We start from the raw sequence: 22,384 nt of genomic DNA, 5'->3' as shown, positions 1-22,384 counted from the left end.
CGAGGATAGTTCCCGAGCCGCGAAAGAACCGTCGAACATGGCTTACCCTGGGCGTCGATGAGCTCGAAGAACAAGAAACCCAGGGGCGCCAAGCGCGCCGAGAAGTCGCGTAAGCGCGCCGCCCGGCGCAACAACGTCATTCCGCTGCGGCCCGGTGCGGACAATATCGATGTCCTGATGGATGGGTTCGACAACTGGCTCGAAGAGACAAACTTCGAAGCCGACGTCGAACGCCGTGCCGATCTGGTTGCGGCCGTCCAATTTCTGTACGAAACCCTCAGCCAGTCGCAGCCCGGGTTGTCGATCACCGACTGGTCGTCGGCCGAGGACCTCGACGCCGCGTTCAACACGGCTGAGTTCATCGAACAGAACGATGTGGGCGCTCCGCCGGCCGTGGTGTTCATCTTCGCGCTGCGTGTGTTCGTCGACTTCCTCGTCGCCACCGGGAAGTGGACGGGCGGCGAAGATGGCGCCGACTTCGCAATGGGTGCGTGTGAGGGGTACGTCGCCGACAAGATGGACATGCCCACGAGCGTCGAGGTCCCCGACGTCGAACCGAACCTCGAGTTCGCGGAGCTGTCGGCGACACAGATCGTGCTCTGGCTCGACGCCCTGCTCGACTGGATTGGGCCCGGGCAGCCGACGACAGAAGAGTCGTTGCCAGAGCCGGAACTGTTGCCCGAACTCTTCGAGGAGCTCGGCGTCGACCCCCCCGAAGAAGAGCTGACCTCGTTGAGCGGTCACCCACTCGAGTCCCAGGTGTGGGATCTTGCGGAGGCCATCGGGTTGATCGAGGCCGACACCTCGCAGGTACGACCAGGTGAGTTCGCCGAAGACTGGCGCCCCGAGGCCAACGGACTCACAGCGGCTCTCGACATACGGCGTCGCGCAGTGGCTGCCTCGGTGACCTTCTTGCTCACCGACCCCCGGATTCCGAGCGACGAGCCCGACGAAGTGGTCGCCCGCATCGTCTACCAGGGGCTGATGCCGGTGAACATACCGTTGGAGGCGATCGACGAGATCGAAGAGGAAGACGAGTTGCTCGGTGCGCTCGTCAAGGCACGTCTGACGGCGATCCTCGTGGACGGTTGGCTCGTCATCGACGACGACAAGTACGTGGTCCCCGAGGCCCTACGACCGGCTGTGTGGGCGGGATTCCCCGACTACCTCAATCCGGAACTGGGGAACGACCAAGCGATGATCACCGTTCGCGCCGACATGCCCGGGATCACGCCGCCCGTCTGGCGCACGCTGCGGCTGCACTCATGGGTGCGCCTCGACGAACTGCACGACGTCCTGCAGATCGTGTTCGACTGGGAAGATGCCCACCTTCACCAATTCATCGTTCGCCACACCGGGCACGTGCATCGGTACATGCCCGAGCATGCGATCCGACAGGGACTGCACCCGGCTGCGGACACCGAAGTCGAAGAACGTATCCGAATTGGCGAGTTGCTGGCCGCCCCAGGCGACGAACTGATCTACGAGTACGACTTCGGTGACGATTGGACGGTCCGGCTCGTCGTCGAGCAGATCGAGCAGATCGAGCCGGAGAACGACGATCCGTCGGCCACAGTGCTCGACGGCTCAGGGACAGCGCCGTTCGAGGACGTCGGCGGTGCGGGCGGTTGGGACGAGTTCCTCGAAGCGATCAACGATCCCGAACACCCTCGCTACCAGGAACTCCGTGAGTGGACGGGAATGCCCGAACGCATCCAACTTGACCCGACCCTGTTCGACGTCGCCGACGTCAATCGTCTTCTCCTCGATCCGGACATGTGACCGAACCCTGGCGACGGGTAGACGAGCCTGACACCATGAGGTGAGGTCACGGATCGAGCGCCCAGTCCGACGCCGCGATTCGCGTAAGGGTCCAGCCCCGGCCCGTCCGCCGGCGACCGAGAAGAAGCAGCGCTCGGTCCGACGTCGTCTGTGGTGCGCGAGAGGTCGCGGTGACGCGTGAGGACGGCCGAGGACCCGACATGTCAAACGAACCTCGAAACATCGCACAGAAACTCATCGGAGCACACCTGGAGTCGGGTGAGATGACACCCGGATCCGAGATCGCGATCCGCATCGATCAGACCCTGACACAGGATGCGACGGGCACCCTGGTCATGCAGGAACTCGAGGGCCTCGAGCTCGACCGGGCACAGACCGAGGTGAGTGTGCAGTACGTCGACCACAATCTGCTGCAGACCGACGAGAAGAACGCCGAGGATCACGACTATCTGCGAACCGCTTGTGCGCGTTATGGATTGTGGTTCTCCAAGCCAGGTAACGGTGTCTCGCACCCAACGCACATGCAGCGCTTCGGAATTCCCGGCAAGACGATGGTGGGATCGGATTCGCACACACCTGCTGCGGGTTCGCTGGGCATGCTCGCGATCGGTGTCGGCGGGCTGGAGGTCGCACTGGCGATTGCCGGGCACCCACTCAACATCCGCATGCCGGAGATCTGGGGCGTCCGTCTGGAAGGTGAACTGCCGCACTGGTGTTCGGCCAAGGATGTCATCCTCGAGATGCTGCGCCGCCATGACGTGAAGGGTGGGGTCAACCGCATCATCGAGTACCACGGCCCGGGTCTGGCCGGGCTGAGCGCGATGGACCGGCATGTCATCGCCAACATGGGTGCCGAACTCGGTGCGACGACCACGGTCTTCCCCAGCGACGACGCCGTGCGTGAGTTCATGCGGGCCGAAGGGCGCGAGGACGATTGGATCGAACTACTCCCCGACGACGACGCGACCTACGACGTCGAAGACACGATCGACCTGTCCGAGATCGTGCCGTTGATCGCCAAACCGTCATCGCCCGGGAACGTCGTCCCGGTGTCCGAGGTTGCCGGAGAACCGGTGTCGCAGGTGGTGATCGGGTCGAGCGCCAACCCCGGTCTGCGCGACTTCGCCATCGCCGCCGCGATGGTCGAGGGCCGTCAGACGCTGGGCGAGGTCAGCTTCGACATCAATCCCACATCACGCGAGATCCTCGCCGACCTGACCACCATGGGGGCGACGGCAAGTCTCGTCATCGGGGGTGCGCGCATTCACCAAGCGGGCTGTATGGGCTGTATCGGTATGGGTCAGGCACCGGCGACAGGTCGAAACTCGTTGCGCACCATGCCCCGCAACTTTCCGGGTCGGTCGGGGACGAAGGAGGACGCGGTGTGGCTGTGCTCGCCGGAGACTGCCACGGCGTCGGCCCTGACCGGGGTGATCACCGATCCGCGCGACTGGGCGCGCGACGTCGACATGGCCTACCCCGAGTTGGCATTGCCCACCGAACATGCGATCAACACCGCGATGCTGGTGGCGCCGCCGGATGCCGACGAGGCACTGGAGATCGAACCGGTGAAGGGCCCCAACATCTCCAGCCTGCCCGAGCTCGACGACCTCCCCGATGAAATCGAGGCGCCGGTCCTGCTCAAGCTCGGTGACAACATCTCCACCGACGAGATCTCACCGGCCGGGGCGCGGGCGTTGCCGTTTCGTTCGAACATCCCGAAGCTGGCGGAGTTCTCGTTCACCCGCGTCGACGAGACCTATCCCGATCGGGCTCGGGACGCCGAAAGCACCGGGCACATCATCGTCGGCGGTGAGAATTACGGTCAGGGTTCGTCACGTGAGCACGCCGCGATCGCGCCGCGCCACCTCGGTCTGCGCATGGTCATCGCGAAATCGTTCGCGCGCATCCACTGGCAGAACTTGGCCAACTTCGGTGTTCTCGCAGTCGAATTCGACGACCCTGCCGACTACGACGGCATCGACCAGGACGACGTGCTCCACGTCGAGAATCTCCGCGATGTGCTCGAATCCAAGGACGAGATCAGCGTCCACAACGTCACCAAGGACACGACATTCACGGTGCGACACCGGTTGTCGGCGCGACAGGTGGCCGATGTGCTTGCCGGTGGCATCATTCCGCGGCTCGCGGCCGAGCATGAGTCGGACCATCAGGAAGCACGCGAGACGACGGTGGCGACCGGTGGCGACAAGTAGTCAACCGCCACTCCCTGACCGAAAACAGCCGTGCCGCACACCTTTTCGGTGTGCGGCACGGCTGTCAGAGCGGAAAGACTCAGCCCTCGATGATGAACGCCTCGAGCTGCTGACGCGCGACGTCGTCGGCGAGCTGCTGCGGCGGGGACTTCATCAGGTAGGCCGAGGCCGGGATGACCGGTCCGCCGATGCCGCGGTCCTTGGCGATCTTGGCGGCGCGCACGGCGTCGATGATGATGCCGGCCGAGTTGGGGGAGTCCCACACCTCGAGCTTGTACTCCAGGTTCAGCGGCACGTCACCGAAGGCGCGGCCTTCGAGGCGGACGTAGGCCCACTTGCGGTCGTCGAGCCACTCGACGTGATCGGACGGGCCGATGTGGACGTTCTTGTCCTGGACCTTGCCGGCGAGCGGGCCGGTGAGATTCGAGGTGACGGCCTGGGTCTTGGACACCTTCTTGGACTCCAGGCGCTCACGCTCGAGCATGTTCTTGAAGTCCATGTTGCCGCCGACGTTGAGCTGGTAGGTGCGGTCGAGGGTGACGCCGCGGTCCTCGAACAGCTTGGCCATCACGCGGTGGGTGATGGTCGCGCCGACCTGGCTCTTGATGTCGTCGCCGACGATCGGGACGCCGGCGTCGACGAACTTCTGCGCCCACTCCGGGTCGGAGGCGATGAACACCGGCAGGGCGTTGACGAACGCGACATTCGCGTCGATGGCGCACTGCGCGTAGAACTTGTCGGCCTGGTCGGAGCCGACGGGCAGGTAGGAGACGAGGACGTCGACCTGGTTGTCCTTGAGCGCCTGCACGATGTCGACGCCGGAGCCCTCGGCCTCGGTGATGGTCTCGAGGTAGTACTTGCCGAGTCCGTCGAGGGTGTGGCCGCGCTGCACGGTGACGCCGGTCGGCGGCACGTCGGCGATCTTGATGGTGTTGTTCTCGCTGGCGAAGATCGCGTCGGAGAGGTCGAAGCCGACCTTCTTGGCGTCGACGTCGAAGGCAGCGACGAACTCGACGTCGCGCACGTGGTAGGCGCCGAACTTCACGTGCATCAGGCCGGGCACGGTGGAGTTCTCGTCGGCGTCCTTGTAGTACTGCACGCCTTGCACCAAGGATGAAGCGCAGTTTCCTACGCCCACGATGGCAACGCGCACCTTGTTGGGCTCACCCATGGTCGGGTTCTCCTTCTTCTCGCGGCGCCGCAGACGTTCGCTGCGCGACCGGTGTTTTCACTTGCTCAGTTTCCGCATCGAAGACATCGCCCTCAAAGGCGTCATCATCGAAGACATCGCTGTCGGTTGCGGTGTCGGTGGCATCCACGTTGGTGCCACCCGGATCTGTCACAGACGTGTCGTCGGCGGCAGATCCTGAGTTCTCGGCCGCGATCAGCTCGTTGAGCCAGCGCACTTCACGTTCGCTGGATTCCAGGCTGAGCTGATGCAGTTGCCGGGTGTAGCGGTCGACGGTCCGGTTGGACCTTCCGACGATCTCGCGCAAACCCTCGCGGCGTTCTTCCACTTGCCGACGGCGACCTTCCAGGATGCGCATCCGCGCCACGGCCGGGGTCCGGCTGAAGAACGCGAGGTGCACACCGAATCCGTCGTCGGTGTAGTTCTGCGGACCGGTGTCGGCGACGAGCTCGCTGAACCGGGTCCGCCCCTTGTCGGTGAGCTGGTAGACACGGCGTCCGCGTCGAACCTTCATCCCCGACGGCGTGGCGGCTTCATCGATGAGACCGTCCGCCTGCATGCGGCGCAGCGTCGGATACAGCGACCCATAAGAGAAGGCACGGAACGCACCGAGCAGACCGGTCAGGCGTTTGCGCAGCTCGTATCCATGCATGGGGGATTCGATCAGCAGTCCGAGAACGGCCAGTTCGAGCATTCCTCACCCCCTTCCGGGGTCGTGTGGTCCGACGCATGTGTATCGATGACGTGTCGGTGCACACTGACGCTCCGACACCTCGCTTCGATGTGTCCACCAATGTATCGCACCGATATAACAATCGTCCATGCAACTCGACACATTGCTGCGGCCGCACGTCGCGCGGGCGGTCCACCAACGCAGGACGTACGCTGAAACACGTGCAACGCCAGATCGTCGACTACGCCCTGCAGCGGCGCGCGCGGTTGGCCCAGGTTCACTCGGGCCGGACCGCCGTCGCCGATGTCTGCGATGCGAGTCCGTATCTACTGCGTGCCGCCAAATTCCATGGCCGCCCGTCGAAGACGGTGTGCCCCATCTGCCGAAAAGAGCAGGTCACGCTGGTCTCCTGGGTGTTCGGCGAGCGTCTCGGACAGGTGTCGGGCTCGGCCCGCAGCACCGAGGAGATCGCCAAGCTCGACGCGAGTGCCGAGGAGTTCTCGGTGCACGTGGTCGAGGTGTGCCGGACGTGTAGCTGGAACCATCTCGTCCAGTCGTACGTTGCGGGGTTGCCACCGCGGTCGACGCGGACTCGTCGCGTGGCCAAATAGTCAGCAACTCACCATCGAACGTTGGTCTTGGTCGTCGTCGCAGGAGACTGTGTTCTGCGCGACGATTTTGCCGTGAGGCGGGCCGATACGTCACGATGGGATAACGAAACACGATCGAGAAGTACTGTGGTGGCGGTGAGACAGCCCGCGTGGCCCGGTGGGAAAGGTTGACGATGAGCGAGGCACGAAGCACTTCGCCCACGTCGCGTGGTGCCGGAACTGGTCCGGCCCGGGGGAGCAACAGCGCGAATCACAAGAAGCACACGCGGTTCGCGTGGGCACTCGGCATTGTCGGCGCGGTGGTCCCGGCCATCATCCTGGTGCTCGTCATGGCGTTCGCTTGGACGTACTACCACGCCGAGATCCCGGAACCCGAGGTCAGCCAGAAGGCGACCATCGTCGACTCCGGCGGAAACATGATCGCCGAGGTCAAGCAGGCCGACGGCGACCGCAAGGTGATCCCCTACGACGAGATCCCGCAGACCATGACGCAGGCCATCGTGGCTGCCGAGGACCGCGAGTTCTGGGACAACGACGGCTTCTCGGCCAAGGGAATCTCGCGTGCCGTGATCGGCAAGCTGACCGGCAACGCCGACGCCGGCGGCGGTTCGACCATCACCCAGCAGTATGTGAAGAATGCGATCGTCGGCGACGAACGCAGCTACAGCCGCAAGTTCCGCGAACTGGCGTACGCGGCGAAGATGAAGCCGGGCAACGGGTGGTCGAAGGAGAAGATCCTCGAGTCCTACCTCAACACCATCTATTTCGGCCGCGGCGCATACGGCATCGCCGTCGCGACGCAGGCCTACTACGGCAAGTCCATCAACAAGGGCCTGACCATTGATCAGGCCGCGCTGATCGCCGCGATCGTGCGCGCGCCGTCGTACTACGACCCCGCGATCAACCCGGGCGTGGTGCTCGGCCGCTACCAGTACGTGCTCGACGGCATGGTCTCGACCGGTGCGATCACCAAGCAGCAGGCACTCGAGGTTCGTGACCGTCTCCCCAAGACGATCGAACCGCGCAGCTTCTCCGACGTCACACCCGGTCCGAGTGGCCTGATCAAACGGCAGGTCCTCGCGGAACTGCCGAGGGTCGGGATCACCGACAAGCAGCTTCGTACCGGCGGACTGAAGATCGAGACCGGCATCGATCCGCAGGTGCAGAACTCGGTGGTGCAGGCCGCGTGCCGGCAGAACCGCATCTACAAGTGCCCCGACGGCAAGCTCAACGGCGAACCCAAGAATCTGCGGGCCGCGGCGGTCTCCATCGATCCGCGGACCGGTGCCGTGCGCGGCTACTACGGCGGCGACGAGTCGCTCGGCTGGGACTACGCCCAGGCCGGGCTGCAGACCGGCTCGTCGTTCAAGGTCTTCGCGCTGGTCGCCGCGCTGGAGCAGGGCATTCCGCTCTCCCGCGTCTACAGCTCCGCTCCCTACCAGGCCAGCAACGGACTGACCGTGGAGAACTCCGACGGTGAGAGCTGCGGGTCGTGCAACCTGGCCACCGCCATGAAGATGTCGCTCAACACCGTCTACTACCGGCTGATGATGGACCTCCAGGGTCAGGCGAAGGCCGTGGCCGACGCGGCGCATCAGGCCGGCGTCGCACGGTCCTTCGGCGACATCGAGCAGACGCTGCAGGAGGCCAACGGCTATCCCGAGGGCGGCGTCGTGCTCGGGCAGTACCCGTCGCGCGTGATCGACATGGCGTCGGCATACGCGACGCTGGCTGCATCGGGCATCTATCGCGAGCCGTATTTCATCCAGAAGGTCACCGACTCCGACGGCAATGTGCTGTTCGAGCGGCAGAAGAACTCGGGCCAGCGGGTGTTCCCGGCCAAGGTCGCCGACAACGTGACGGCCGCACTCGAGCCGGTCGCGTCGTACTCCAACGGGCACGCCCTCTCCGATTCGACCCTCGGCTCGCGCCCGTCGGCGGCCAAGACAGGCACCGTGCAGCTCGGCGACACCGGCAACAACAAGGATGCGTGGATGGTCGGGTACACGCCGCAGTTGTCGACGGCCGTCTGGGTCGGGACCAACGGCGGCGGAGCGATCGAGAATCTCAACGGCGCGTCGATCTATGGCAGTGGTCTGCCGTCCGACATCTGGCAGGCCGCGATGAACGGCGCGCTCACCGGCAAGCCGATTCAGCAGTTCCCGGAACCCGATGCGGTCGGCGGTCAGGCCGGGGTGCCTTACGAGCCGCCGCCGGTCACCTACGACAACACGACCACGCAGCCGCGAGGTCCGCGCACGTCCCCGCGCGGTGGCGATGACACCAACCGCAATGGCGGCGACGGCAACTGGACCCCGGTGCCCGGGATCACGATTCCGACCGGACCGCCACGCGGTGGCGACAACCAGGGCAACGAGAACAACAACGACAACGGCAACGACGACAGCGGGAACGGGAACAACGACGACGGCGGCGACGTGCCGAATCCCCCGATCGGCTGACCCCGGCAGTGTCGGAACCTGGTGGGTCGGAACCTGGTGGGTCGGAACCCGTTGGCGGTGAAGCACAACCGGACGGTGTAAGCCCGCTCCCACTCTCGGCGGATCGGCGTACCGACGAACACCGAATCGCCCCGTCGCACACGGATCATCTTGTGTGGGAGGCAAGTTCGGTTGTCGGCGGTCCGGTGGGCGCACATGCCGCGGTTGGTCGTAGCCGATACCTGACGCCGATCCGTGTCTTGTTCGGCCTCGCGCTTCTCACGCTCGCGCTCAGTTGGTTCGGCAAGGCGGGATGTCTGCAGCAGGCAGAGCCCGACGACGGGACCGCCGGCCAGCCCGGCGCGGTGGCGCGACTCGACTGGGACGACCAGCGACAGTTCACCGACCTCTGCTACTCGGACGTCATCAGTCTGTACGGGGCCGAACGGCTCGACATGGGCGCGCTGCCCTATCGGGATTACTGGTATCAGGACGACGGCAACGGCCAACAGATCAAGCGCTACATGGAGTATCCGGTGCTCACCGGCATGTACATGTACGGAGCCGCACGGGTGGCCGGTTGGTGGAGCTGGGCGCACGACAACTGGGGAGTTCCCGCTGCGATCGACGTCGTGCTGTTCTTCAACGTCGTCGCGCTCGGTCTGGCGTTGTTCTGGCTGGTCACCATCTGGGCGACCGCTCTGACTGCGGGCGCGCGCATGTGGTCGGTGTGGTTGGCGGCACTCTCGCCGCTGGTTCTGGTGCACGCCTTCACCAACTTCGACGCCATCGCCACCGCCATGGTCGCGCTGGCCATGCTCGCGTGGTCGCGCCGGATGCCCTGGCTGGCAGGCATATTCATCGGTGTCGGCACAGCGGCCAAACTGTATCCGGCGTTGCTCCTGATCGTGCTGGCGGTGCTGTGTCTACGAGCGGGCAAGCTACGGGAGTTTGCCGCCACGGCCGCCACCGCGGTCGCCACCTGGCTGGCCGTCAACCTGCCGATCCTCGTCCTGTACCCGAACGGTTGGCGAGAGTTCTTCCGCCTCAATGCCGATCGTAACGCCGACCCCGACACGTGGTACCGCGTCATCACCGATCTCGGCGGTAGCGCCTGGAATGTGAGTCTGCTCAACGGGCTGACGATGGTGCTGCTGGTGCTCGTCGTGGGCGCCGTGGTGGCCATCGGATTGGTTGCTCCGCAACGGCCGCGGGTTGCGCAGCTCGCGTTCCTGCTCGTCGCGGGATTCCTCCTGGTCAACAAGGTGTGGAGTCCGCAGTACTCGCTGTGGCTGGTCCCGCTCGCGGTGCTGGCGCTGCCACACACGCGAATTTTGTTGAGCTGGATGGTGATCGACGCCCTGCTCTGGATTCCCCGGATGGGCCTGTTCCTCGATCCCAGCCGCCGATGGCTGCCCGACGAATGGTTCACCTTCGCGGTGGTGCTGCGGGGTCTGATGGTTCTCGCGCTGTGCGCCCTGGTGATCTGGCAGATCTGGCATCCCGCCGACGACCTGGTGCGGCGCAGGCGTCTTGGCGGTCACTACGACGACCCGGCCGGCGGAGTGCTCGACGGTGCGCCGGACAAACTGGGACCGAAGGTGATGGGTCGGCAGAGCCCGCAACCGCTGGGCGAGCGAGAGCCTGAACCAGCCTGACCGCAAACCGACGCAAGGGGGTCAACGAATGACATACGACAACGCAGGTGGGCAACCCCCGCCGTTTCCGCCGATGCCGCCCGGACAGCCGATGCAGCCGGGACAGACATGGGGTCCGTACGCGCCTCCGCCGCCACGACGTTCGCGTACCGGCCTGATCATCGGGATCGTCCTGGCGGCTGTCGTCGTTGTGGCACTTGTTGCCGGAGGTGTGATCTGGGCTGTCCTGGCCGCAAGTGGAAACGACGATGAGTCTGGCTTCTCGGATAAGGAGTACACCGAATTCGCCGGCCAGTTCGTGACGGACTTCAGTACGTCGACGCCGACCGATCAGTCCGGATATGAGCGGGCCATCGCGTCAACCTGTCCCGGCTCGAGTGCCCGCACTGGGCTGGAGAATGCGAGAGAAACGACTCTGCAACTGCGTAAGCAGATAGCCGCATCGGCACAGGTTCAGCGCACGGCGATCGATTCGGAAAACCGCACGCCCGATGCCGTCCCAGTCATCGTCGTGTTCACGGTCACGCAGACGACCTCCTCCGGACCCACGCCAAAGGTCCCTTTCACCATGGAGATCACTGTCGAGCAAGAGAACTCAGATCTGTGTGTCGCGAAGGTGGACCGGGTCGGACAGTGACCCGCCCATGCGGATCACGACATCCTCTGCAATAGACGTTCTTTCGCCGGCGGCCAATCGTCGTCGACCATCGCGAACTGCGCTGTGGTGCGCCATCCATCGCCGAAACGTCGGTGCTTGCGCAGCAGGCCTTCGAAGGTGGCGCCGAGTTTGGTGATCGCCGCTCGTGATTGGGCGTTGTTCTCGTGCGTGTGCCACACCAGCCGCACGGCGCCGCAGTCCTCGAAGGCGTGACGCATCAGCAGATACTTGGCGGTGGGGTTGATGGTCGTGCCTTGTGCCGCTTCGGTATAGAAGGTGTAGCCGATGGCGCACGTCAGGTGGGCCGCGTCGATGTCGTAGTAGCTGGTCGAGCCGACCAGCGCGCCGGTCTCGCTGTCGATGACGGCGAACGCGACGCGCTGCTCAGGTGTCTTCAGCTTGCTGCTCGTCGCGGGATTCCTCCTGGTCAACAAAGTGTGGAGTCCGCAGTACTCGCTGTGGCTGGTCCCGCTCGCGGTGCTGGCGCTGCCGCACACGCGAATTGTGTTGAGCTGGATGGTGATCGACGCCTGCTCTGGATTCCCCGGATGGGCCTGTTCCTCGACCCCAGCCGCCGATAATTACCCGACGAACGGTTCACCTTTGCGGTGGTGCTGCGAGGTCTGATGGTGCTCGCGCTGTGCGCCCTGGTGATCTGGCAGATCTGACATCCCGCCGACGATCTCGTGCGACGCCGACGCGCCGGACAAGTTGGGACCGAGATCCGTGCGGTCGTCGGCGCAGAACCCGCCGCAAGCGCCGGGACCTGCGCTCGCCCACTCTGCCGGCTGACACCTCCGGGGCCGGCGATTGCCGGCGCCCGGAGGCGCCCGGTGCTCAGTTCTCGCCGTCGTCGTCCGGGGCTGTGGTCGGGGCGTTGTCCTCGGTCGTGTCGTCGTCCTGGGTCGTGTCGTCCTGGGTCGTGTCGTCGTTCTGGGTCGTGTCGTCGGCACCGGGGTCATTGCCCGCGCCGTTGTTGGGATTGGTACAGACCGTGCCTTCGCACGGAACGTACCTGTTGGATCCGTCAGGTGCGGGGATCGCCTTTGGCGCGACGTAGGAGCCGCTCGGGCAGGCCGGATCCTGGTTCTGTGCGCAGTAGGCCTGGGACTTGTTGTTCCCCTCCGACCCATCGGCACCCTGCGGACCACCGTTGACAGGGCGGCCGGCGGCGTCCCATGCCCCATTGCCCGGGCCGCCGCCGTGATTCGGGTTGGTGCATACGGTTCCCTCGCACTTCACGTACGAGTTGCTGCCGTTCGGATTCCGAATGGCGTCAGCTGCGACGAAACTGCCCTTCGGGCAAGCGGGATCCTGATTCCGCGCGCAGTACGCCTGCGTCTTGTTGTTGCCGGTCGATCCATCCGCCCCGGTCGGACCACCCTTGACCGGGTTGCCGTTCCCGTCCCAGAAACCACTTGCCGGATGGGTCGCCACATGCGGGCCGAGATAGGTTCCGGTGGGGCACTTCGGGTCCTCGTTGTGGGCGCAGAAGCCGCGCGTGAGGTTGTTGCCCATCGAACCGTCCGCACCTTTGGGTCCGCCGTTCACCGGCTTGCCGTTGGTGTCCCACGATCCCGCCGCATTGACAATGCTGGTCGACGTGGCGGCCGAGTCCGACGAGGTGTCATCGCTACATGCCGCCAGAAAGAAGCACACAGCGAACAGGGATGCCGCACATACAAGTACTCTTTTCATCACGCTCTTCTCGGATACATTCCGCGGGCGATCACATCGTGACCGCGTGGACATTCTCGATAGGATTCAAGCAAATGCTGACGGATCTCCACCGACGAACAACGAGGCTTTTGGGTAGTGCAAATCAGACTTGTACCGGCAGTGGCCACAGCCCGTGCGCCGTGCGGCACCGGCATCGGACGCAGATGTCGTTCGTGACATCCACCGTTGTCTCGCTTGGAGATCGATGTGAAGGGAGGATGACGTGACCGATCCGATGATGCTGGACAGTAGGCGCCTCCGAAACTTCGTGGTGGCGGCCGAGTCGGACACGTTGTCCCGCGCGGCGCAGAATCTCTTTCTGACACAGCAGGCGCTCTCCGCCTCGGTGCGTCAGCTCGAGCGTGAGCTGAACACCCCGCTCTTCGATCGCTCGCACCGGCACTGGGTGCTCACCGAATCCGGGAAAGTACTCTATGAGGGCGCGAAGGCGATCCTCGCGGGCAACGCGGCGTTGGTCCGGTCAGTGCAATCGGTGGCGACCGGCCGGCCGACACCGTTCGTCGTCGGGCACTCCCCGGCGATCTCTGGTGAAGAGGTGTACCGGTTACTCCGTCCCATCATCGCCGCGGAGCCGGAGCAGCCCATCACGGTTCGTCAGCTCTTCCCCGGAGACCTTCGGGAAGAACTGTTGAGCAACGACATCGACGTCGCCCTTCGTCGTGGAGTGGACGCGCCCGAGGCATTGATGTCGTCGGTTTTCGCCTATCACGAACTGCGGCTGGCGGTCCATGTGGAGCATCCGCTTGCAGGAGAGCGACAGATCGCCGCGCAGGCACTCGCCACCACCCCCATCGTCGTATGGGCTCCGGAACGGCATTCGTTCTACACCGATCTTCTCGTATCCTATTGTCGGCGTTCCGGATTTGAGCCTTCGCTGATCATCAACAACGTTCAGGGAACCCCGCCCTTCACCGCGGTGCTGCGTCACCGGTCCGCCGCGGCGTTCGTGACGGATGCGGCCGGCGAGCTCGCGGGTGGATCGATACGCGTGATCGACTTCGACGAACCGCCGCTCGTGCCTGTGCAGGCGATCTGGTTGCCGCACAGTCATTCGGCGTTGCGATCCGCCATGATCGACGGTGGTTCGCGAGTGTGAGAAGTGGGGGAGCTCTGATCGCCATCGTCACGGTAGTCGTTGCAGAAGTGTCTCCTTCGCCGCCGGCCAATCCTCGTCGACCATCGCGAACTGCGCCGTGGTGCGCCATCCGTCGCCGAAGCGTCGATGCTTGCGCAGCAACCCCTCGAAGGTGGCGCCGAGTTTGGTGATGGCAGCACGGGATTGGGCGTTGTTCTCGTGCGTGTGCCACACCAGCCGAACCGCGCCACAATCTTCGAAGGCGTGTTTCATCAGCAGGTACTTGGCGGTCGGGTTGATCGTCGTGCCTTGTGCCGCTTCGGTATAGAAGGTGTAGCCGATCGCACAGGTGAGGTTGGCTGCGTCGATGTCGTAGTAACTGGTGGAACCGACCAGCGTCCCGGTCTCGTTGTCGATCACCGCGAAACCGACGCGCCTCTCCGGATCGTGCAGGGCTGCTTCGACGAAGCTGCGGGCGCTGACAGCGTCGACCGGGACGCCCGGTACCCAGCGGAATCGGGAAGGATCGCCCACCACCTTTGACAATGCCTCGACGTCGTCGAATCTCAACGGCCGCAACGTCACTCGTTCCCCGATCAGAGGACCGCTACCCAGCCAGGAACTCACGCGGGGACCTTCTCTCTTGTCATCATGGTTGCCAATGGTTCTCGCAGCGGCGTGCGGACGAAGGTCACGATCAGCAGGGCCAGGATGACCGCATGGACCCACACGGAGATAGACACGCCTGCGATCGGCACCCACGACGGCCACCCGTTCTGGATGAAGCCTATGTAGCGGAAGATGGAGATGTCGAGCACCAAGTCCGCGACGAGGTAGACCGCGATCAGCTGCCAGCGCACCTGCAGCAGGACGAAGAACGGTAGAAGCCACAGCGTGTACTGCGGTGAATGCACCTTGTGAAAGAGCATGAACCCGGCCAACATCGATGCAGCCACCCCGATCCACGGGTAGTAGCCAAGCTGTTCCTGGCGTCGTCGGCTGAGCGCGATGGCGACGGCGAACGCGGCGAGGATGAGCAACGGTGACATGACGCCGACCACGGCGTCGTAGCTCGGGGTGTCGTCGTCGAAGAGGAAGCGTAATCCCCAGTACCACACCGAGTTGGTGGTCGCGTCGGCCGTGCGCTTGCCCTGGAACTGCCACGCCGCCTTCCAACCGTCGAAACCCAGTGCGATGAAGGGCAATTGGACCAGCAGGGTGGTCAGAGAAGCGGCGCCGACAACCCAGCCGGCGCTCCTCCAGTCGGGTCCGCGCTTGGTGTCGTCGCCTCGATAGAGCACGTACAGGGCGAGCGGGAGGACGAACAGACCCGGATAGAGCTTGAGGCAGAAGCCGATTGCCAGCAGGATCGCCGCCAGCACGGCCGACGTCCGTAGCGAGAGCCGCCGATCTCCTGTCCGCGGATCGGGGCTCGACCCCCACGCCATCACCGCAATCGCCCCGACCGTGGTGGCCACCACCGGCAGCTCCCAGTTGTGGAAGGCGTAGAGCATCAACGGGGGTGTCGCCACCCACAGCAGCACCCACCACCGCGCCATCAGTGCGAGCAGCACGGTGATCAGGAAGGCGAACGGCGTGAGGAGCCAGATGGTGTGCTGGAAGAACTCGGTGTCGGTGTGGGCGCCGATCGCTCCGAGATAGATCAGCAACCCCGACAGCACCGGGTATTCGACGACCCCGCCGTAGAGGGTGCCGTCGGGGTGGATGCCGCCGTGGATGTAGGGGAAGACGTGCTTGTCGACGTCGCGGTCGAGCCACAGCTGCATGATGTCGGAGTAGCAGGGGATCAGGCGCGTCTGGTCGCCGCCGGGGAAGTTCTGGCTTCGACCGTCCGCGTCGAACGGGTCGCCGCCGCAGCGCACCTTGACGTGATAGCTCCACGCCAGCGACAGGCAGGTGAGAAGCAGGGCCACCACGATGATGAGGACTGTCTCGCCGCGACCGGTGAACGCGGGGAACCGCGAGCGAATCGGAGTACGCGGTCCACCCATGATCACAGCGTATGCGGTGCTCCGCAGCGTCGAGCACCTACGCTGGTCGTGTGGAACCGATCAGCGTTCAGGCGGTCACACCAGGACTGCGATACACCGTGGATGCTGCCGCCGCGGACGTGTCATCGCAGCAGATCACCGTGTACGAGGGTGTGCTCGTGCTGGTGCACAACCAGTCGTTTCGCGGCATTGTCCGGCACACCGACGTCTCGCCGCTCGCCTTCTTTGTCCCCGACAGCCTCGACTACCCGGATGAACCGCTGTCTGTGCACACGGAGGTCTCCGTGCGCCGGTTCCTCAGCAGATCGCAGGCCCCGATGGCATTGGGTGTGGCGCGGGCCGTGACCACCGTCATCGACGATCCGCGCGGCGGTGGCCGACGCTGGCTGCACACCCAGGTCGATCTGTACGGCTACGCGGTCTCGGAACTGGAGCTCAACTATCGCGTCACCGTGGCAACCTGACGCGCATCGCTGTGCACGGATTTTCTTCCAAACCCCCTGGTCGTGTATCTTGGAGCGGTTGCCGACGCAGGCGACCCTCCTGCCACGGAACGTCCGTGGCCGATTAGCCCATAGGAGGTGATGTGGTCTTATGCGTCACTACGAATTGATGGTCATCCTCGATCCGAATCTGGACGAGCGCACCGTCGCACCCTCACTCGATACCTTCCTCAATGTTGTCCGCAATGACGGCGGCAAGGTGGATGGCGTCGACATCTGGGGCAAGCGCCGTCTTGCCTACGAGATTGCCAAGCACAACGAGGGCATCTACGCGGTCATCGACCTGAACGCGGAGCCCAAGACCGTTTCCGAGCTGGATCGTCAGCTCAAGCTGAACGAGTCGGTTCTGCGCACCAAGGTCCTGCGGAAGTAATCCACAGATTCCTTGATCGTCTGAACACGTCGGTACCGGGCCCTAGGGTTGACGCAGTGGTCAAACCCAACTGACTCCCGGTGCACGTCGATCAGCGAGTGCCCACACACGACCCGAGGGGAAACACACATGGCAGGCGACACGGTCATCACCGTCGTAGGAAACCTCACCGCCGACCCGGAACTGCGGTTCACGCCGTCCGGTGCTGCGGTGGCGAACTTCACGGTGGCCTCCACTCCGCGCACCTTCGACCGTCAGACCAATGAGTGGAAGGACGGCGAAGCGCTGTTCCTCCGCTGCAACATCTGGCGGGACGCGGCAGAGAACGTGACCGAGAGCCTCACCAAGGGTGCCCGGGTCATCGTGCAAGGACGGCTCAAGCAGCGGTCCTACGAAACCAAAGAAGGCGAACGACGCACGGTCGTGGAACTCGAGGTCGACGAGATCGGTCCCTCGCTGCGCTACGCCACCGCCAAGGTCAACAAGGCCTCGCGCGGCGGTGGGGGCGGCGGCGGATTCGGATCGTCGGGCGGCGGCGGAAGCCGCAGCGGTGGCGGTTCGAATCAGCAGGTCGCCGATGATCCCTGGGGCAGCGCGCCTGCCAGCAACAGCGGATCGTTCAGCGGCGGGGACGACGAACCACCTTTCTAGATTTTGTAACGACTGGAGCAACACACAATGGCAAAGGCAAAAGCCAGCCGGAAGCCCCGCGTCGAAAAGGTCACCAAGACCAAGGCGTGCAGCTTCTGCAAGGACAAGAACAAGGCTGAGATCGACTACAAGGACACCGCTCTGCTGCGGCGCTTCCTGTCCGACCGCGGCAAGATCCGCTCGCGTCGCGTGACCGGGAACTGCGTTCAGCACCAGCGCGATGTCGCGGTGGCCGTGAAGAACTCGCGTGAAGTGGCCCTGCTGCCCTTCACCTCGACCGGCCGATAAGCGGAAAGGGAGAACTGACATGAAGCTCATCCTGACCGCTGCCGTGGAGAACCTCGGCGAAGCCGGCGACACCGTCGAGGTCAAAGACGGCTACGGCCGCAACTACCTGCTGCGCCGCGGTCTGGCCATCCGGGCCACCCGTGGCGCACAGAAGCAGGTCGACGACATCCGTCGCGTGCAGGCTGCCCGCGAGGTTCGTGGTCTCGAGCACGCCAACGAGCTGAAGCAGGCCCTCGAGGGTCTCGCCGACGTTTCGCTGGGCGTGAAGACCCACGACTCGGGCAAGCTGTTCGGTTCGGTGACCGCGGCCGACGTCGCGGGCGCCATCAAGACCGCCGGCGGCCCGACCGTCGACAAGCGCACCGTCGAGCTGCCCAAGGGCCACATCAAGGCCACCGGTAGCTACCCGGTGATCGTCAACCTGCACCCGCAGGTGGCGGCCACCGTGCAGCTCGCCGTCGTCGCCAGCTGACACCAGCGCACCAAACCCCAAGGGGCCGGATGGAATTCGTTCCATCCGGCCCTTTGTTGTCTACGGCACCCACCGGCCCCTCCGCTGGTCGAGCCGACTCCGCCCCGCCCCCCGCTGGTCGAGCCGACTCCGCCCCGCCCCCCGCTGGTCGAGCCGACTCCGAGCCGCTAGGCCGTTGGGTTGAGGAGCACCGAACGAGCGACAGCGAGTCCGATGCGTCTCGAAACCAGGCGTCGTGTCGAGACGGTGAGCCGACCTCCTCACACACCCCGCTCCGAAGGTGTGAGCACCGCCACGCGAGCCCACCTGCTCCCTGAGGTGCGAGCCTGCGAGCCTCGAAGGGCCTGGCGCCGCTCCCGGAGATCGGAAACACTTGGCGCCCAGCTTGTTCCGTCCACTGAAAGTAGGGGAAGAGTTTCTTCCCCGTGAAATCGCTTCTTCCCCTATATAATTCGCGGGGAGGACACCAGAAGTAGGGGAAGAAACTCTTCCCCTACTTTCAGTGGGACCATCGGCTGTCCGCGTCTACTTCGGCGCAGGCGGGTTGGCGGGCAACTGATTCCAGTACTGCAGGCGCGGCGGAAGATACCGGGGCGCCGGGTTAGGGCTGTGCCCGACCGCGTCGTTGCCGGGTTTGATGGTGTCCCACGACGGGAAGAAGAACTTGTGCCACGCCGGTGTGAAGATCAGGCCCCGATCCGCGGTGCGGCAGGCCACCTCGTTGGCGCGCGGCACCGTGCAGGTCACTCCTGCGATGGTGACGCGCTTGCCCACGCCGAGTAGCGGCGGTCGGAAACCGGACTTGGAGCCGAAGCGGTAGTTCTGCCCACCCGGACCCTTGGACGCCACCCACCACGGGCCCTGGAGGTCGAGGGCAAAGATCGCGCCCGTCGCGTTCGACGGAGCCGTCGCAGGACGCCCCTGACAGCCGACGTAGCGGTACTGCGGGCCGATCTGGCACATCCACCGGCCGGTGGTGAAGAACGAGCGCCCGTTGTCGAGGTAGGCCAGTGAACGGAAGGTCGTCGGGTTGACGGGTTGATAGCGCGAGAGGTCGAACTCGACCGGCAGCGGCGGTCCGACGGGGGCTGCGTCAGCAGAGGGTGTCGACAAGGCTGCTCCCGCGGACACGAGCAGGGCGGCGGCGAGAACGCTCGCCAGACGACGATGGAGAGTGATCCATGGCACGATCGACATTGCATCACAGCGTCGCGCGGTTCGGGACGCGAATGTCCACATCTGGGACGCTCGCCCCACACCGACCCCGGTGTCCCCGCTGCGCCTACCTGCTGTAACGCAGATCACATCTATTGTTCACCGGAATGTTGGGCACAGGGGGTTGATTTCGGTTCGCAACACGCCCGATATCGACATTCGCATGACACGCCGTGCGATCTGAAATCGGTAGCTGTGGATAAAAGTCAAGGCCCTGACCTCTGCGTATCCGTCTACGCACAACACAATTCCTCATCGTGTCCACAGTCCCTGCACAACGGTTCCTGCGCCGTTCACATTCGGTCCACAGTTCGCTAACAGATTCATCAACAGTCTCGTTTGAGTGCGCTCAGTTGAGGTCATAGTGTCCTGCCTCAGCGCCTCGATGTGGCTGCGCGCACCGCGAAAGATGGGTTGTCGGTGCTGCCGGGTAAGACGGGGCTGACAACAACAAGGCGTTCCGAGAGGTGTGCACGCGTGGCCGTTGTGGATGACCGTGGGCATGACGCAACACGGGGTCGGGGCGAGGGGTCGGGCAATGGCAGTGGTCGCTTCGATTCGGAGCCGCCACCCGAGGAGTTCGGTCGGCAGCCGCCGCAGGATCTGGCTGCCGAACAGTCGGTGCTCGGCGGGATGCTGCTGTCCAAGGACGCCATCGCCGACGTCGTGGAGAAGATCCGCACCAGTGACTTCTACCGTCCTGCCCATCAGGCGGTGTACGAGGCGATCCTGGAGCTGTACGGCAAGGGTGAGCCTGCCGACGCCGTGACCGTGTCGGCCGAGTTGGAGCGTGCCGGTGAGCTGCGCCGCGTCGGTGGCGCCCCGTACCTGCACACCCTGATCTCCACGGTGCCCACGGCGGCGAACGCCGGCTACTACGCGGAGATCGTCGCGGAGAAGGCCATTTTGCGTCGCCTTGTCGAGGCCGGTACCCGCATCGTGCAGTTCGGCTATGCCGGTGCCGACGGCCAGGATGTGGCCGAGGTGGTCGACCGCGCGCAGGCCGAGGTCTACGAGGTCACCGAGCGTCGGACCGCCGAGGATTACGTGCCGCTCGAGGAACTGCTGCAGCCGACGATGGACGAGATCGACTCCATCGCCTCCCGCGGCGGGATTTCCCTCGGTGTGCCAACGGGTTTCGCTGATCTGGACTCGGTCACCAATGGTCTACATCCGGGCCAGATGATCATCGTCGCGGCCCGTCCCGGTGTGGGCAAGGCGCTCGCCCTCGATACTCCGCTGCCGACGCCGTGCGGGTGGACGACGATGGGCCGGGTTTCGGTCGGCGATGAGTTGATCGATGCGCTGGGTCGTCCGACCCGCGTGGTGGCCGCGACCGACGTCATGACCGACCGCCCGTGCTTCGAGGTGGAGTTCAACGACGGCACCGTTCTGGTGGCCGACGAGCAGCACCAGTGGATCGTCGACATCGACAACGAGCCTCAGGTGGTCACCACCGAGATCCTGCGCTCCCACGCCGGCTGTGCCGTGGTGCCCAACGCCAAGCCATTGGAGTTGCCGCGCAAGCGATTTGCCTACGGCCCGTACACCGTCGCGGCGCTGGCCGGAATGGCCTTCGACGATCCCGAGATCGCCATGCGCATCGACGCCGAAGGCCCGGTCGACGTGATGACGCTGATGGCCGATCTCGGTGGACGCATTCCGTACGAGTATCTGCGCGGCTCGATCGCCCAGCGTCGGGCGCTGCTCGCCGGGCTGCTCGACGCGCGCGCCACCGTCGACGACGACGACGGCTGGATCACCGTGCCCGCCGCGACCCGCCACATGACCGCGGTGATCGCCGACCTCGTCGCCGGGCTCGGTTACAGCTACAAGCGGTCAGTGACCGGCTGGCTGCGCGTCGACGCCGACGACGACGTATTTACCGTCCACCATAAAGCGGTGCGGCACAAGGAACTTCGACGCGCAGCCGGCGTTCGACGCGTGACCGCGGTCCGCCCGGTGGCGTCGGTTCCGGTGCGCTGCGTGCAGGTCGACAACCCCGACGCCCTCTACCTCGCCGGTGAGGCGATGGTGCCCACCCACAATTCGACGCTCGCCATGGACTTCCTGCGTTCCGCGTCCATCACCCATGGTCTGACCAGTGCCATGTTCTCGCTGGAGATGAGCAAGACCGAGATCGTCATGCGACTTCTCTCGGCCGAGGCCAAGATCAAACTCGCAGACATGCGGTCCGGTTCGATGAGCGACGACGACTGGACCCGCCTGGCCCGGCGGATGGGCGAGATCTCCGAGGCGCCGCTGTTCATCGACGACTCGCCGAACCTCACGATGATGGAGATCCGCGCCAAGGCCCGCCGCCTCAAACAGCGCAACGACCTGAAACTCGTTGCGGTGGACTACATGCAGCTGATGACGTCGGGCAAGAAGGTCGAATCCCGCCAGCAGGAAGTCTCCGAGTTCTCCCGCCAATTAAAGTTGCTCGCAAAGGAACTCGAAGTACCCGTCGTCGCCATCAGCCAGCTGAACCGCGGACCGGAGCAACGGACCGACAAGAGGCCCCAGGTCTCGGACCTTCGCGAGTCGGGATCGCTTGAACAAGATGCGGATATGGTGATCCTGCTGCATCGCCCCGATTCAATCGAGCGGGATGACCCCCGTGCGGGCGAAGCGGACATCATTTTGGGCAAGCACCGTAATGGACCGACAGCGACGATAACCGTTGCGCACCAACTACATTTGAGCCGGTTTGTGGACATGGCTCGGGGTTGAGCTGCTGCCGCGGCGGCTGCCGCGGCTGCTGCTACTGCGGTCGCGAGGGCCGGCGAACACGATGGTGAGCCGTCGCGGCGCACATCCGCACGCT

Annotated in this window: 19 protein-coding genes and 2 pseudogenes; 14 read left to right on the top strand and 7 right to left on the bottom strand. The window is 64.7% G+C overall.

The genetic code is table 11. The features are described 5' to 3' along the window. The first annotated feature begins 57 nt into the window (after positions 1-57). Together ABZW74_RS03990 and ABZW74_RS03985 are read left to right on the top strand one after the other, a co-directional pair. Complete coding sequence (locus tag ABZW74_RS03990) at positions 58-1,782, top strand: plasmid pRiA4b ORF-3 family protein (RefSeq protein ID WP_355274124.1); 1,725 nt, start codon at positions 58-60, stop codon at positions 1,780-1,782. 200 nt (positions 1,783-1,982) lie between these two features. Further along, positions 1,983-3,998 (top strand): aconitate hydratase, encoded by a 2,016-nt coding sequence (locus ABZW74_RS03985; RefSeq protein ID WP_355274121.1) that lies wholly within the window; start codon positions 1,983-1,985, stop codon positions 3,996-3,998. Positions 3,999-4,077: 79 nt separating this feature from the next. On the opposite strand, the gene ABZW74_RS03980 is transcribed toward ABZW74_RS03985, so the two are convergent. Beyond that, positions 4,078-5,169 carry an inositol-3-phosphate synthase gene (locus ABZW74_RS03980; protein WP_355274118.1) on the bottom strand — a complete coding sequence of 364 codons (1,092 nt, stop codon included), beginning with the start codon at positions 5,167-5,169 and terminating at the stop codon, positions 4,078-4,080. Continuing rightward, entirely contained in the window at positions 5,162-5,881 is a 720-nt protein-coding gene (locus ABZW74_RS03975) for a PadR family transcriptional regulator (protein WP_240855310.1), read from the bottom strand. The genes ABZW74_RS03980 and ABZW74_RS03975 overlap by 8 nt, the downstream gene beginning before the upstream one ends. Before the next feature lie 200 nt (positions 5,882-6,081). On the opposite strand from ABZW74_RS03975, the gene ABZW74_RS03970 reads away from it, so the two are divergent. From ABZW74_RS03970 to ABZW74_RS03955, 4 genes are all read left to right on the top strand, one after another. Continuing rightward, positions 6,082-6,471, top strand: coding sequence for a DUF5318 family protein (locus ABZW74_RS03970; protein WP_240855308.1), 390 nt, complete (start codon positions 6,082-6,084; stop codon positions 6,469-6,471). A gap of 173 nt (positions 6,472-6,644) precedes the next feature. Continuing rightward, a complete protein-coding gene (locus ABZW74_RS03965; RefSeq protein ID WP_355274114.1) occupies positions 6,645-8,933 on the top strand; it encodes a transglycosylase domain-containing protein in 2,289 nt (762 codons plus the stop codon). A 125-nt stretch (positions 8,934-9,058) separates the two neighbouring features. Then, positions 9,059-10,570: a glycosyltransferase 87 family protein gene (locus ABZW74_RS03960; RefSeq protein ID WP_355274179.1), complete on the top strand. Its 1,512-nt coding sequence runs from the start codon at positions 9,059-9,061 to the stop codon at positions 10,568-10,570. A gap of 28 nt (positions 10,571-10,598) precedes the next feature. Beyond that, positions 10,599-11,207: a hypothetical protein gene (locus ABZW74_RS03955; RefSeq protein WP_240855299.1), complete on the top strand. Its 609-nt coding sequence runs from the start codon at positions 10,599-10,601 to the stop codon at positions 11,205-11,207. A gap of 14 nt (positions 11,208-11,221) precedes the next feature. On the opposite strand, the pseudogene ABZW74_RS03950 reads toward ABZW74_RS03955, so the two are convergent. Further along, a pseudogene (locus ABZW74_RS03950) lies at positions 11,222-11,617 on the bottom strand (GNAT family protein); the annotation flags it as partial. A 13-nt stretch (positions 11,618-11,630) separates the two neighbouring features. Between ABZW74_RS03950 and ABZW74_RS03945 the strand changes: the two are divergent. Further along, a pseudogene (locus ABZW74_RS03945) lies at positions 11,631-11,893 on the top strand (hypothetical protein); the annotation flags it as partial. A 172-nt stretch (positions 11,894-12,065) separates the two neighbouring features. Here the strand turns inward: ABZW74_RS03945 and ABZW74_RS03940 are convergent. Beyond that, positions 12,066-12,926, bottom strand: a complete 861-nt coding sequence (locus tag ABZW74_RS03940) for a Mesocentin (RefSeq protein WP_240855297.1) — start codon at positions 12,924-12,926, stop codon at positions 12,066-12,068. A gap of 244 nt (positions 12,927-13,170) precedes the next feature. Between ABZW74_RS03940 and ABZW74_RS03935 the strand changes: the two genes are divergently transcribed. Then, positions 13,171-14,064, top strand: coding sequence for a LysR family transcriptional regulator (locus ABZW74_RS03935; RefSeq protein ID WP_240855295.1), 894 nt, complete (start codon positions 13,171-13,173; stop codon positions 14,062-14,064). A 27-nt stretch (positions 14,065-14,091) separates the two neighbouring features. Here the strand turns inward: ABZW74_RS03935 and ABZW74_RS03930 are convergent, their stop codons facing one another. Together ABZW74_RS03930 and ABZW74_RS03925 are read right to left on the bottom strand one after the other, a co-directional pair. Further along, the gene (locus tag ABZW74_RS03930; RefSeq protein WP_355274110.1) at positions 14,092-14,670 is read right to left on the bottom strand and encodes a GNAT family protein; all 579 of its coding nucleotides are present in this window, start codon (positions 14,668-14,670) and stop codon (positions 14,092-14,094) included. After that, positions 14,667-16,055 carry a hypothetical protein gene (locus tag ABZW74_RS03925; protein ID WP_240855292.1) on the bottom strand — a complete coding sequence of 463 codons (1,389 nt, stop codon included), beginning with the start codon at positions 16,053-16,055 and terminating at the stop codon, positions 14,667-14,669. The genes ABZW74_RS03930 and ABZW74_RS03925 overlap by 4 nt, the downstream gene beginning before the upstream one ends. Before the next feature lie 50 nt (positions 16,056-16,105). On the opposite strand from ABZW74_RS03925, the gene ABZW74_RS03920 reads away from it, so the two are divergent. The 5 genes from ABZW74_RS03920 (at position 16,106) to rplI (ending at position 18,342) form a co-directional block, all read left to right on the top strand. Then, complete coding sequence (locus tag ABZW74_RS03920; protein ID WP_355274108.1) at positions 16,106-16,519, top strand: hypothetical protein; 414 nt, start codon at positions 16,106-16,108, stop codon at positions 16,517-16,519. 130 nt (positions 16,520-16,649) lie between these two features. Next, the gene (gene rpsF, locus ABZW74_RS03915; protein WP_240855285.1) at positions 16,650-16,931 is read left to right on the top strand and encodes a 30S ribosomal protein S6; all 282 of its coding nucleotides are present in this window, start codon (positions 16,650-16,652) and stop codon (positions 16,929-16,931) included. Positions 16,932-17,060: 129 nt separating this feature from the next. After that, positions 17,061-17,582, top strand: coding sequence for a single-stranded DNA-binding protein (locus tag ABZW74_RS03910; protein WP_240855283.1), 522 nt, complete (start codon positions 17,061-17,063; stop codon positions 17,580-17,582). A 27-nt stretch (positions 17,583-17,609) separates the two neighbouring features. Beyond that, entirely contained in the window at positions 17,610-17,870 is a 261-nt protein-coding gene (gene rpsR / locus ABZW74_RS03905; protein WP_240855280.1) for a 30S ribosomal protein S18, read from the top strand. A gap of 19 nt (positions 17,871-17,889) precedes the next feature. Further along, on the top strand, positions 17,890-18,342 hold the full coding sequence (rplI, locus tag ABZW74_RS03900; RefSeq protein WP_355274104.1) for a 50S ribosomal protein L9: 453 nt from the start codon (positions 17,890-17,892) through the stop codon (positions 18,340-18,342). 525 nt (positions 18,343-18,867) lie between these two features. On the opposite strand, the gene ABZW74_RS03895 is transcribed toward rplI, so the two are convergent. Next, positions 18,868-19,539: a hypothetical protein gene (locus ABZW74_RS03895; RefSeq protein ID WP_355274102.1), complete on the bottom strand. Its 672-nt coding sequence runs from the start codon at positions 19,537-19,539 to the stop codon at positions 18,868-18,870. A gap of 495 nt (positions 19,540-20,034) precedes the next feature. On the opposite strand from ABZW74_RS03895, the gene dnaB reads away from it, so the two are divergent. Continuing rightward, entirely contained in the window at positions 20,035-22,290 is a 2,256-nt protein-coding gene (dnaB, locus tag ABZW74_RS03890; protein ID WP_355274099.1) for a replicative DNA helicase, read from the top strand. The last annotated feature ends 94 nt before the right edge of the window (positions 22,291-22,384 follow it).

The organism is Gordonia sp. NPDC003585 (genome assembly GCF_040610755.1).
Taxonomy (GTDB): domain Bacteria; phylum Actinomycetota; class Actinomycetes; order Mycobacteriales; family Mycobacteriaceae; genus Gordonia.
The sequence above is the reverse complement of the archived record's forward strand: the minus strand, read 5'-3'. Positions and strand labels throughout refer to the sequence as shown.

Coding starts and splice junctions, on each gene's coding strand:
- ABZW74_RS03990 (WP_355274124.1), top strand. CDS start 58: ATGAGCTCGAAGAACAAGAAACCCAGGGGCGCCAAGCGCGCCGAGAAG.
- ABZW74_RS03985 (WP_355274121.1), top strand. CDS start 1,983: ATGTCAAACGAACCTCGAAACATCGCACAGAAACTCATCGGAGCACAC.
- ABZW74_RS03980 (WP_355274118.1), bottom strand. CDS start 5,169: ATGGGTGAGCCCAACAAGGTGCGCGTTGCCATCGTGGGCGTAGGAAAC.
- ABZW74_RS03975 (WP_240855310.1), bottom strand. CDS start 5,881: ATGCTCGAACTGGCCGTTCTCGGACTGCTGATCGAATCCCCCATGCAT.
- ABZW74_RS03965 (WP_355274114.1), top strand. CDS start 6,645: ATGAGCGAGGCACGAAGCACTTCGCCCACGTCGCGTGGTGCCGGAACT.
- ABZW74_RS03955 (WP_240855299.1), top strand. CDS start 10,599: ATGACATACGACAACGCAGGTGGGCAACCCCCGCCGTTTCCGCCGATG.
- ABZW74_RS03940 (WP_240855297.1), bottom strand. CDS start 12,926: ATGAAAAGAGTACTTGTATGTGCGGCATCCCTGTTCGCTGTGTGCTTC.
- ABZW74_RS03925 (WP_240855292.1), bottom strand. CDS start 16,055: ATGGGTGGACCGCGTACTCCGATTCGCTCGCGGTTCCCCGCGTTCACC.
- rpsF (WP_240855285.1), top strand. CDS start 16,650: ATGCGTCACTACGAATTGATGGTCATCCTCGATCCGAATCTGGACGAG.
- ABZW74_RS03910 (WP_240855283.1), top strand. CDS start 17,061: ATGGCAGGCGACACGGTCATCACCGTCGTAGGAAACCTCACCGCCGAC.
- rpsR (WP_240855280.1), top strand. CDS start 17,610: ATGGCAAAGGCAAAAGCCAGCCGGAAGCCCCGCGTCGAAAAGGTCACC.
- rplI (WP_355274104.1), top strand. CDS start 17,890: ATGAAGCTCATCCTGACCGCTGCCGTGGAGAACCTCGGCGAAGCCGGC.
- ABZW74_RS03895 (WP_355274102.1), bottom strand. CDS start 19,539: ATGTCGATCGTGCCATGGATCACTCTCCATCGTCGTCTGGCGAGCGTT.